This window comes from Mycobacterium sp. 1245111.1 (assembly GCF_001673405.1).
In the GTDB taxonomy this organism is placed as follows: Bacteria; Actinomycetota; Actinomycetes; order Mycobacteriales; family Mycobacteriaceae; genus Mycobacterium.
In genome coordinates this window covers 1-10791 of sequence record NZ_LZLV01000022.1, presented here as the reverse complement: position 1 = coordinate 10791, position 10791 = coordinate 1, and the positions used below count along the sequence as shown (strand labels likewise).

Sequence of the window (10791 nt, the reverse complement as noted above, 5' to 3'; positions counted from 1 at the left end):
CAAATAGTGTGCCACCCGACCCAATATTGACAAGCTACTTGTCAAAAATCGATATCGCTGCCACGATGGCCGCATGCGATCTCGATACTTTCGGTCAGTTGTCGTGGGCCTCCTCGCAGTGTTGGTCATCGCACTCGGTGGCTGCCTCGGCGGCGGTGATGCGCTCGGAACGCCGGGCGCACAACCGATTCGCGAGGGGCAGTCGACGCACACGATCGACGTCGGCGGGGTCAGCCGAACCTTTCACCTATACCGCCCGGCAGGGCTGAACGACGGCGCACCGCTGGTGGTGATGATGCACGGCGGCTTCGGGAACGGCGCGCAGGCCGAACGGTCCTACCATTGGGACAGCGAAGCTGATGCCGGACATTTCCTGGTGGCTTACCCCGACGGGCTGATGCGAGCATGGAACGCCGGAAGCTGCTGCGGCGAGCCGCAGCACTCCAACACCGACGACGTAGCGTTCATCACCGCCATGGTCGGCGCCATCGAGCAGGCGATGCCGATCGATCGGGCGCGCGTCTATGCCACTGGGATGTCGAACGGAGCCATGATGGCGCTTCGGTTAGGTTGTCAGACAGATACATTCGCGGCAATCGCCCCAGTGGCCGGCACCTTGCTCACCGACTGTTCGGGAGCGCGGCCGACGTCGGTACTCCAGATCCACGGCACAGCCGATGAGCGAGTCCCCTACAACGGCGGACCGGGCAAGGCATTCGGGGCCGACGGTAAGGCGCGCGTTGACGGTCCTTCGGTGGAGTCGGTCAACGCCACGTGGCGTGGGATCGATGGATGCGGACCACCCAATTGGACGACGGGCGGCGACGTGACGACTCAGACCGCTGAGTGTGCCGACGGACGCACCGTCGAGCTGATTTCAGTACAGGGAGCGGGCCACCAGTGGCCCGGCGGCGACCCGAGCCCGATCGCCCAGCGACTCGGCAACATCCCACCCCCGTCGACCGCGATCAACGCCACCGACACCATCTGGCAGTTCTTCGCTTCGAAGCACCGCTAGGCAGCTCGTTTGACCGCAATGCTCTGCGTGACAGTCACACTTCGGAAGTGCTCGATGCCGTTTTCGTCCGTCAAGTCGCGGACAACCTCGGCCAGCTTGGTTCGCACCTCGGCCGGTGACGAATACTCCGTAATCGCACGCGCACCGTCATCGAACTCGATAGTCACTAGGTAGCTGCTCACGGTGAGCCTCCTGATGCTGAAACGGTTGCTTAACGCTAAACCGGAACCTCAGGCTCTGCCCCTTGATCAGCTGTGAACTGGCTGAATATTTCGCCGCTCCGGCGAATCGCAGCGATACGACGGCGCGCGGCAAACCCATTTAGTGAGGGCTGAGCAAACCGCTGTCTAGGTGCGGTTTGTCCGAACGGCGCCACAGGTATATGCCCAACGCGAGTATCCACACGAACGGTATGTCGGTGAGAAACTTGCTCCAGTAGTGATGCATTTCTGTTGACGCTTGCACTGCCATTAGTAGCCCGTGCGCAAGATTGGCCCACATGGTGAAACTCAGAAATGACTCGTAGCCGTGCGGGTCTCTAGCGGCAAGCAGCAGAAAGACGCCCCACACGATGTAGATCAGCAGCAGCATCGGCGGCACATGTAGATGCTCGGCGCCGCAGCGCACGTCGTTCCAGATCGTCCAGTTCAACACTCCGCCGTGTTCGGCCAGCAGTGGCGACTGCGCAAGGAACCCGACGAACAGCGACACAAAGATGGCCAGGGTCAGCACGCCGTAGACGCGCAGGAAGACCTGAAACGCGCTGCGGCCTCGGAACGTTTCCCGGTTGGGGGTTGGGGTTGCGCTCATCGTCGTTCTCCTTTGTTAGCGGCTACTGGCCGGCAGATCGAAGTGCCGGACTGCGGTGATGTCCTGAAATGCCACCACCCGCGAGATCCCTTGCGCCGCAATGGTTAGTACGTGCAGCGAGTGCAGCTGGCGCTCCCCTCGATGACGACCGGCGTAGAGAGCGATCGCGGGCTGTCCGTTTGCCGACGTTCGAATAACCGACATGGTTCCCAACTCCCGCATCCGGCCGGCCAAGAAGCGGCCGATGGCATCCCTGCCGCGAAACCAGGTGAGGAATGGCGGCATCTCAAATGAGCCGTCCTCGCTGAGCACCGCCATCAACGCGGAGACGTCTGCGTTCTCGAATGCCGCAACATAGCGGTCGAGCAGCTCACGTTGCCGGGCCTCCGACGGTTCGACGATCGCGTCGTGCTCGGCCGGCAGTCGGGAGCGCGCCCGCTGGAGGGCGCTATTCACCGCTGCCACACTGACATCCAGCAGCGCACCGACTTCGGCTGCGCTCATGCCCAGCACATCACGCGAAATCAACACCGCCCGTTGGCGCGGCGCAAGCCCCTGCAGCGCCGCGATGAATGCCAGCCGAATCGTGTGTCGCCGGGCCATGATTTCGGCGGGATCCCCGACGGTCCCGGTCAGCACCGAATCGGGGACAGGCTGCAGCCACGCGACCTCCGCAGCGCTTCGGATCGGCGCCGAAGCGTCGACTGCCGGCCCGCTGAGATCAGACGGCAGCGGGCGACGGTTGCGACGCTCGACACCTTTGATGAAAGCGCGAGTTGCGATGCGATACAACCACGTTCGCAGCGACGAGCGTCCCTCGAAACGGTCATACGCTCGCCACGCCTCCAAGTACACGTCCTGCACGATCTCTTCGGCGTCGTCGAGCGAGCCGAGCATGCGGTAGCCGTACGCGATCAGCTCACGCCGGAACGGCTCAGCCAGCCGCCCAAAATCCTGGCGATCGTCAGTGCTTGTGCGCATGATGCTCTGACGTCCCGTACATGCCATGCCTCGGCCACTCGTCGATGTCATCCTGTCGCGTTGCGATGTGCGAAATCGTCATCTGATGTCCCGTCCTTTCACCTGATATAGAGGAGCCGGCGCACCCGAACTCATCGCTTGGTCGCGAAATAGGAGCCGACCAGCACGGCACGGCTAATCGTCGGCGGTCCCGCCAGCCGCTGCTGAAGGTCGCGGTGGAACATCTGGTAGGCATCACAATCCGCGAACGGCTCGCTGGTGCCGTCGAAAACGGCGATGTGCACGAAACCGACACCGTTCTCGAGTTGGAACACCTGGTAATCCAGTCCACCCGGATCGCGCAGTCCCAGCTCGATGACCACGTCCTGAATCAAGGTGCGGTTCTGCTCGGCGGAGTCGGCGACCGTCTGGTACTGCACCAACGCAGCTCTGTGCATCGATAGCTCACTAGCCACGTCGTTGAGCCTCTTGCAGCCCTGTGAACACCGTTTGGTTTTGGCGAATGAACGCCTCGAGCGACTGAGGCGGTTGTCCCCCAATCGTTTCGACGACGTCGGTCACCGCATCGAATTCGCCGTCTTGATGGCTCACGGCCACCCGCGACAGATGCTCGATCAGATACGGAGACATCACGTCGATGTGAGACAGAGCGTGCCGCCAGTCCTCGACGGGGATATCCACATACTCCACCGGGCGGCCTAGTACCTGACTGAAAATGCTCGCCTGGTCCGTCATCGACAATGACGCGGGCCCGGTGGGCACGTACGTCTTTCCTTGGTGTGCAGCAGGATCGGTCAAGATACCGACGACGACCCGGGCGATGTCTTCGCCCGCGACGGGGGCATGCCGTCCTTGGCCGTACGGGAGATAGAGCTTGCTGTCGGCGCCAACGGTTGGCGCGGCGACGTTGAACAGATTTTCCAGGAAGAACGGAGGGCGCAGATGCGTGACGCCGATGCCGGACCAGTCGAGAACGCGCTCAGACAACCAATGTTGGCGAGCGGCCGGACTCGCATGATCCGACCGCGCCGTAATTTGGGACATGTTCACGATGGACTGCAAACCGGTCTGCTTTCCCGCAGCGGCGAAGATCGTCGTCGCCTTGAGGAGGCCATCGGCAACCGGGTAGGTGAAGTAGGCTCGCTGCACTCCTTCTAGCGCCGCACGCACGTCGCGAAACTCCTGCAGATCGCCGACGACGAGTTCGGTGCCCAGTTCTTTGAGTTGTTCCGCCCGATGGTCAACCTGGCGGACGAACGCCCGGACTTCCAGGCCCCGCGCCAGTAACTGCCGTGCCGCGTGGTTGCCGGTGGCCCCGTGACTGCCCGCCGCGCCCACGATCAGGAAACGCGTGGATCCCGTCTGCGTCATCGCTTCTCCTTGTCAGCCAAATAAATCCGTGCAGCTATACAGAGGCGATGCGGTGGTCAAACTCATCGGCTCCCGGCCCTCAGGTCCGGAAGAAATTCACAGGAGCTGGCATCAGCGCGGCGCGGATGCCGCCCAGATATACTGTGGCGCAACCGCTTTCACGCTGAGCGGATTCCCTATCCGGACGCTAAGTTGGCCCTGTCATCGAACATATGTTCTAATAGGGTCTGCCCGTCAGCACATTCACCGCGGCCGATCTTCAGGAGGAGAACGCCATAATGATGACTGTAAACACCTTGGCATCGGAAGCCTCACACGCCGAAACCGACATTCCCGACGCGTGGGATTCTTCCGCCGAGCGCAACGCACCTGCTAATCAGCCGGCCCCCGAGGGATCGGACGCGAAAGCAACAGCGGGCGAGAAGCCGCGGAAAGCCCCGGCCAAGAAGGCAGCGGGCAAGAAGACCAAGACCCTCGAGCTGACTCTGACCGTGACCGGCACCGCCGACGGCGAATGGCGCGCGGAGCTCAAACAGGGCACCAGCTACCTGGCGCGCAACCTCGCCGTCGCGGCCGCCGCGGTGTCGCGGGCCGCAAAAGAACTGCATGAAGACCTGTCCAACCCGATCGACGAAGTCATCGAAGAGGCGCGCTCCCAGCAGGCCGCCCGGGTCGCCGCCCTGGAAGCCGAATTAGACGCCGCCCGTAAGGCCCTCGCAGACCTGGACTGAGCTCAGGCGTCTAACAGGAAGATTGGCTTGCTGTCCGCAGTCATGCCGGTTGCGAAGTTTTCGACCTCCTATCTCGTTAGGACAACTATCGTCACTGCGTGAGACGTCGAACGGCCCTAACACTCCCGGTACTGCTGGCGGCGGGCGCTACGCTGACCCCGGTCCCCCGCGCCGCCGCAGAGCAAACCCCATGGTCGCCCGATCGGGCCAATCGCTGGTATCGGGCGCAGGGCTGGCGCGTCGGCGTCAACTACATCACCTCGAACGCCATCAACCAGCTCGAGATGTTTCAGGCCGACACCTTCGACCCACGCCGCATCGATACCGAACTCGGCTGGGCCCAGTCACACGGGTTCAACACCGTGCGGGTCTTCCTGCACGATCAGCTCTGGGCCCAAGACCATCGAGGATTTCAAAGGCGTCTCGCGCAGTTTGTCGGCATCGCGGCCCGCCACCGGATCAAACCACTCTTCGTGTTGTTCGACTCATGCTGGGACCCGTTCCCCAACCTGGGCCGGCAGCGCGCACCGAAGCCTGGAGTCCACAACTCCGGTTGGGTGCAAAGCCCGGGCGCTGAACACCTCGATGACCTCGACTACCGTCACACTCTGCTCGAATACGTCATGGGCGTGGTGACCCAATTCCGCACGGATGAACGCGTTTTGGGATGGGACATCTGGAATGAACCCGACAACCCCGCCCGCGAGTATCGCAAGGTCGAGAGGAAAGACAAGCTGGAGCGTGTCGCCGACCTGCTGCAGCTGGCGTTCGACTGGGCACGTTCGGTTGAACCGAGTCAACCGTTGACCAGCGGCGTGTGGGACGGCGTGTGGGGAGATCCCCTGGCGCGCAGCGAGATCGTTGACATCCAATTGGACAACTCCGACGTGATCACGTTTCACTGCTACGACAAACCAGCCGCCTTCGAGGCCCGGATCGCCGAACTCTCCCCGTTGGGACGCCCGATCCTCTGCACCGAGTACCTGGCTCGGTCCCGGGGCAGCACCGTCGACGGGATCCTGCCAATTGCGAAGCGGCACAACGTGAGTGCGATCAATTGGGGGCTGGTTGCCGGAAAGACGCAGACCTACATTCCGTGGGACTCCTGGGATCACCCCTACACGTCGGAACCGAAGCCCTGGTTTGCAGATCTGCTGCAACCCGATGGCCGACCTTACCGGGAGACCGAAATTCAAACGATCAGCAAGTTGACCAAGGTCTAGCTCCACCGGCTTCAGCGGGTGATCCACTACGGGCCGTAGCGTTGCAATGGATATTGGTTGTGAACGAGGCCGGCGAAAGTCCCAGATCTTCTGAGTGTCGCTGTCGCCGAACGAGCGGGTTGGACGCTACGGACCGCCGCATCGGTACCCCCTTGGGTTTCTAACAAAAGAATGTCATTTGAAATGTCGCTCAAATCTCGCCGGCCGGGATGTTCACAGCGAATCATCTCCAGGCATGAGGAAGAGGACAGCCGCCGTCGTGGCGGGGTTGGCCGCGACCGCGGCTGTCGCACTGATGCCCGGTGCTTCTGCCCACGCGGCGGGACAATGCTCCGAGCAGATGGCCGGCAACCTGCGGGTGTACTACGCCTGTGTCAGCGACGCCTCGGCCCGATGCAGCGAATCTGGTGGGGCGTTCCCCCAGACGTTGGGCATCGTGCACGGGCATATCACCTGCGTTTACCCGGACGGGAGTCGCGATGAGTGCGAGTACAACGGAATTCCCGGGTTCGGCGACGGTAGCTGCGACAATTTCCCGGCCTAAGAGCTGGCCACTTGAGTAGGGCGGGCGGGGCTCGAACCCGCGACCAACGGATTATGAGTCCGCGGCTCTAACCAACTGAGCTACCGCCCCTTCGTCCGTGCTCTGCACGACCTAGAAACCCTAGCGCCCGCACCGCCGTGCCCGTGACACCGCGCGTGAAAGTTTCAGCCTTCGGGATGAGTCCGCGGCCAACCATCCGTTCTCGTGGGCAGGAGCCCATCGCCCAAAGAAAGGCACGTCATGAAAATCGTCGTCATCGGAGGAACTGGCCTGATCGGGTCAAAAGCGGTGCAGATCTTGACTGAACAAGGTCATGAAGCCGTCGCCGCGGCTCCCTCGACCGGAGTGAACGCCGTGACCGGCGAGGGCTTAGCCGATGTGCTCGCCGGCGCATCGGTGGTCGCCGACCTGTCGAACTCGCCGTCGTTCGACGACGGCCCGTCGATGGAATTCTTCACCAAGTCGACCACGAACCTGCTGGCCGCCGAGACCGAAGCCGGCGTCGGTCACCATGTTGCGCTGTCGGTCGTGGGCACCGATTTTCTCGCCCGGCAGAGTGGTTACTTCCTGGCCAAACAGGCGCAGGAGGACCTCATCAGCGCAGGCTCGATTCCCTACACGATCGTGCATGCGACCCAGTTCTTCGAGTTCCTCAACGTCATCGCCGACTCCGCGACCGAGGGCAACACGGTCACCCTGCCACCGGCGCTCTGCCAGCCCATGGCGGCCGTCGACGTCTCCAAAGCCATGGCGAACGCCGCACTGGGTGACCCGGTGAACGGCATCATCGAGGTGGGCGGACCCAAGGCGTACCCACTGCCCGACCTCATCCGGACAGTGTTGACCGCCCACGGCGACCCTCGCGACGTCGTCTCCGATCCCGCCGCGAAGTACTGGGGTGTCGCCATCGAGGAACGCACACTCGTTCCCGACGACGGTGCGAATCTATCCGACACCAAACTCGAGGACTGGATTCTCGAATCCGCCGCAAAGTCGTAACCGAAGCCGTTCGGCGGCAAGTGCATTCATCGATGGACGTCTACGAGTCGGTGACGAGCCGACGAGCGGTACGCGGCTTCACCGACCAACCCGTCCCGAAAGAGGTGCTTGAGCGGGTGCTGGAGGTTGCCGCATGGGCGCCCGTGGGGCTCCAAGCATCAGCCCTGGCACCGCTCGAGGAGACCGTCACTTTCATCCAGGGTTAGACCTCCCGATGACAGCTCATTAGCATCAGGTCCGGACCGGCCGTCACGGTCTATCCGAACCAGACGCGGTGGTGCACATGTCGAGCCAAGGCGGGGGCGAACGTCTGCGCGGTCGCGCTGCCGAATGCAAGACGCTGCGCGGGCTGGTTTCGACCGTCCGAGAGGGCAGCCACCAGGTTGTGGTTCTTCGCGGTGAAGCGGGTATCGGTAAAACCGCCCTGTTGGAATACGCGGTGGAGCTGGCGACCGGGTTCCGCTGCATTCAGGTCGCGGGCGTGCAGTCCGACATGGAGCTGGCATTCGCCGGCCTGCAGCAGCTGTGCGCACCGCTGATGGACCGATTCGACGACCTGCCGCCGCCGCAACGCGAAGCGTTGAACGTCGCCTTTGGCCGCGGTGCCGGACCCACACCCGACCGCTTCCTGGTCGGGCTCGCCGTACTGAGCCTGGTGGCAGCCGCGAGCAACGAGCAGCCCCTGCTCTGCGTCGTCGATGACGCGCAATGGCTGGATCAGGTTTCGGTGCAGACACTTTCGTTCGTCGCGCGGCGCCTGTTGGCCGAGCCAGTCGCGATGGTCTTCGCCGCACGCGAGTGCGGCGCCGAGGCCTTAGCGGGACTACCGGAACTCCCGATCCGCGGGCTTTCCGACGCCGAGGCCCGCGAGCTGTTGACCTCCGTCGTCCCCGGGCGGATCGACCAGCGAGTGCGAGACCGCATTGTGGCTGAGACGCGCGGCATACCGCTGGCACTGCTCGAGGTGCCGCGCAACCACTCTGCGGTGGAGCTCGCCGGGGGCTTCGGAAATCTGGAGGCGGGCCGGTCGGCGGGCCAGCTGGAAGAACGCTTCGTTCAGCGCATCAAGTCGCTGCCCGCCGATACTCAACGCCTGTTGCTTGTTGCCGCTGCCGAGCCGGTCGGCGACGCGGCGTTGTTCTTGCGCGCAGCGGGCCATCTGGGCATCCCGGTCGACGCGCTGGCCCCGGCCGAAGCCGCCGGAGTGATCGAGTTTGGTCCGCGGATGCGTTTTCATCACCCGCTGATTCGTTCGGCCGCCTACCGCGCTGCAGATCTGGCCGATCGCAGGGACATTCATCGGGCATTGGCCGAGGCGACGGATCCAGACGCCGACCCCGACCGTCGCGCATGGCACGCGGCCAACGCCGCCGTGGGACCCGACGACGCGGTAGCCGCGGAACTGGAAACCTCGGCCGTACGTGCCCAGGTCAGGGGCGGCATCGCGGCGGCAGCCGCATTCTTGGAGCGCGCGACCGCTTTAACGGTCGACCCGGCTCGACGCGTCTCCCGGGCGATCGCGGCCGCACAGGCCAAGGGCGATGCGGCCGCACCCGACGCCGCCTACGACCTACTCGCCATTGCCGAGATGGGCACGCTGTCCGACCCTCAGCGCGCTCGAGTCGCTCGGTTGCGCGCCCAGCTCGACTTCGCCCGCAACCGCGGAGGCGACCCGAGCGCACCGCCACTACGTCAGCCTGCGTCCCAAATGCTTGACGCTGCAATGCATTTGGAGGCGCACGACCGTGATCTGTCCCGGGAGGCCTACTTCGAGGCACTGGCCGCAACCATGTATGCGGGTCGGCTCGGTGAACCCGGCGCGCTCTCGAAGGCGGCCGAGGCCGTCCGCGCGGCCATCGGTCCGGAATCCGAGCTGCATCAGCCGATGGACTTGTTGTTGAGCGGGATGGCACACCGAATCGCAGGCGTTGCAGGCGACGGGTACACAGGGCTGCGGTCGACGCTCGAACTGATCTGCGCCGAGACGAATAGCCAGGTGTTGCGCGGGATGTCGCTGGCCTTCCCGATCGTGCAGGAAACCCTGGCTGCTGAGATCTGGGACGATGCGATCTACCGTCAACTCGCCACCGACATCGTCCGGCACGCTCGTGACGCCGGCGCGCTGGCCATCATTCCGCGAGCGCTCGCGTATCAGGCGCGGGCTCACGTGATGGCAGGCGAATTCGCCATGGCCGCAACGATAATGGAGGAGTCGACGTCGATCAATGCGGCCACAGGCTCCGCGCCGCCCACCTACGATGCGGTGTATTTGGCTGCCTGGCGCGGGAATTCGGCCGACGCGCTCAGGCTGATTGAGTCGGCGACCGCGGAAGGAAACGCCAGAGGCGAGGGGCGGCTGCTCGGCCTGGCCGGGTTTGTCGCCGCGCTACTTTACAACGGACTTAGCCGTTACGAAGAGGCATTCGCCGCCGCCCGCACGGCATGTGAACACGAGGATCTCGGCTTCTACGGCTGGTGTCTCATCGAACTGATCGAAGCTGCAGTACACACGGGCGAACACACTGCGGCCGCGGCGGCCATAGCTCAGCTCGAAGAACGCGCCGGCGCCAGTGGAACCGACTGGGGCCTCGGCATTTTGGCAAGCTCCAAAGCCCTAGTGGCCGATGATGACAGCGCTGAAGGCCTATTTACCGATGCCATCGAGCGCTTGGAACGCACCAACGTCGTCGTGCATTTGGCACGCGCTCATCTGCGCTACGGGGAATGGCTACGACGGCTCAACCGGCGCCTCGATGCGCGCCGGCACCTCACTGAGGCGCACGAGGTGTTCACCCGCATCGGTGCGAACGCGTTCGCGGAGCGGGCGCGGCGAGAACTGGCGACTATCGGCGAGAAGGTGCGCAAGCAACCGGTCAGCTCCGGTGATGCGCTGACGGCACAGGAGGGGCAGATCGCTCGGCTGGCCGCGGAAGGACTGACCAACCAGGAGATCGGGGCGCAGCTGGCGACGCGACGTGATGCCGAGCTTGACGAAGACCTTCCTGAGGTGCCATTCCACGGTGTGCGTGCTGATGAACAGCTGCGCCCCGATCTCCTGGTTGGTCAGTCCTTCCGCGGCCAGCCGAGCGATCTGCCCCTCCTGTGCCGTCAGCG

Annotated in this window: 10 protein-coding genes, 1 tRNA gene and 3 pseudogenes; 7 read left to right on the top strand and 7 right to left on the bottom strand. The window is 63.9% G+C overall.

Annotation, left to right across the window (positions count from 1 at the left end):
• Window positions 1-73: 73 nt before the first annotated feature.
• Window positions 74-1018, top strand: coding sequence for a PHB depolymerase family esterase (locus A5658_RS04575; RefSeq protein WP_067331664.1), 945 nt, complete (start codon window positions 74-76; stop codon window positions 1016-1018).
• On the opposite strand, the gene A5658_RS27910 is transcribed toward A5658_RS04575, so the two are convergent.
• The 5 genes from A5658_RS27910 to A5658_RS04555 all read right to left on the bottom strand — a co-directional run bounded on the left by A5658_RS27910 (window position 1015) and on the right by A5658_RS04555 (window position 4180).
• Window positions 1015-1200 (bottom strand): hypothetical protein, encoded by a 186-nt coding sequence (locus A5658_RS27910; RefSeq protein ID WP_156751259.1) that lies wholly within the window; start codon window positions 1198-1200, stop codon window positions 1015-1017. The genes A5658_RS04575 and A5658_RS27910 overlap by 4 nt on opposite strands.
• Window positions 1201-1339: 139 nt before the next feature.
• The gene (locus tag A5658_RS04570) at window positions 1340-1828 is read right to left on the bottom strand and encodes a DUF6632 domain-containing protein (RefSeq protein ID WP_067331662.1); all 489 of its coding nucleotides are present in this window, start codon (window positions 1826-1828) and stop codon (window positions 1340-1342) included.
• A 15-nt stretch (window positions 1829-1843) separates the two neighbouring features.
• Window positions 1844-2809 carry a sigma-70 family RNA polymerase sigma factor gene (locus A5658_RS04565; protein WP_067331710.1) on the bottom strand — a complete coding sequence of 322 codons (966 nt, stop codon included), beginning with the start codon at window positions 2807-2809 and terminating at the stop codon, window positions 1844-1846.
• 131 nt (window positions 2810-2940) lie between these two features.
• The gene (locus A5658_RS04560) at window positions 2941-3246 is read right to left on the bottom strand and encodes a hypothetical protein (RefSeq protein WP_156751258.1); all 306 of its coding nucleotides are present in this window, start codon (window positions 3244-3246) and stop codon (window positions 2941-2943) included.
• A 10-nt stretch (window positions 3247-3256) separates the two neighbouring features.
• Window positions 3257-4180, bottom strand: a complete 924-nt coding sequence (locus A5658_RS04555; RefSeq protein WP_067331658.1) for an NmrA family NAD(P)-binding protein — start codon at window positions 4178-4180, stop codon at window positions 3257-3259.
• A gap of 329 nt (window positions 4181-4509) precedes the next feature.
• Between A5658_RS04555 and A5658_RS04550 the strand changes: the two genes are divergently transcribed.
• The 3 genes from A5658_RS04550 to A5658_RS04540 all read left to right on the top strand — a co-directional run bounded on the left by A5658_RS04550 (window position 4510) and on the right by A5658_RS04540 (window position 6678).
• Window positions 4510-4911 (top strand): DUF6319 family protein, encoded by a 402-nt coding sequence (locus A5658_RS04550; protein ID WP_369830481.1) that lies wholly within the window; start codon window positions 4510-4512, stop codon window positions 4909-4911.
• A 98-nt stretch (window positions 4912-5009) separates the two neighbouring features.
• A complete protein-coding gene (locus A5658_RS04545) occupies window positions 5010-6134 on the top strand; it encodes a 1,4-beta-xylanase (RefSeq protein WP_067331653.1) in 1125 nt (374 codons plus the stop codon).
• A gap of 235 nt (window positions 6135-6369) precedes the next feature.
• Window positions 6370-6678 (top strand): hypothetical protein, encoded by a 309-nt coding sequence (locus A5658_RS04540; protein ID WP_067331652.1) that lies wholly within the window; start codon window positions 6370-6372, stop codon window positions 6676-6678.
• 16 nt (window positions 6679-6694) lie between these two features.
• Here the strand turns inward: A5658_RS04540 and A5658_RS04535 are convergent.
• A tRNA-Ile gene (locus A5658_RS04535) sits at window positions 6695-6768 on the bottom strand.
• A 150-nt stretch (window positions 6769-6918) separates the two neighbouring features.
• Between A5658_RS04535 and A5658_RS04530 the strand changes: the two genes are divergently transcribed.
• The 3 genes and pseudogenes from A5658_RS04530 to A5658_RS04525 form a co-directional block, all read left to right on the top strand.
• A complete protein-coding gene (locus A5658_RS04530; RefSeq protein WP_067331650.1) occupies window positions 6919-7677 on the top strand; it encodes an SDR family oxidoreductase in 759 nt (252 codons plus the stop codon).
• A gap of 32 nt (window positions 7678-7709) precedes the next feature.
• Window positions 7710-7848, top strand: a pseudogene (locus A5658_RS27345) (nitroreductase family protein); the annotation flags it as partial.
• Window positions 7849-7960: 112 nt separating this feature from the next.
• Window positions 7961-10642 (top strand): annotated as a pseudogene (locus A5658_RS04525) (AAA family ATPase); the annotation flags it as partial.
• Here the strand turns inward: A5658_RS04525 and A5658_RS29245 are convergent.
• Window positions 10634-10791 (bottom strand): annotated as a pseudogene (locus tag A5658_RS29245) (helix-turn-helix transcriptional regulator); the annotation flags it as partial. The pseudogenes A5658_RS04525 and A5658_RS29245 sit on opposite strands and share 9 nt — an antisense overlap.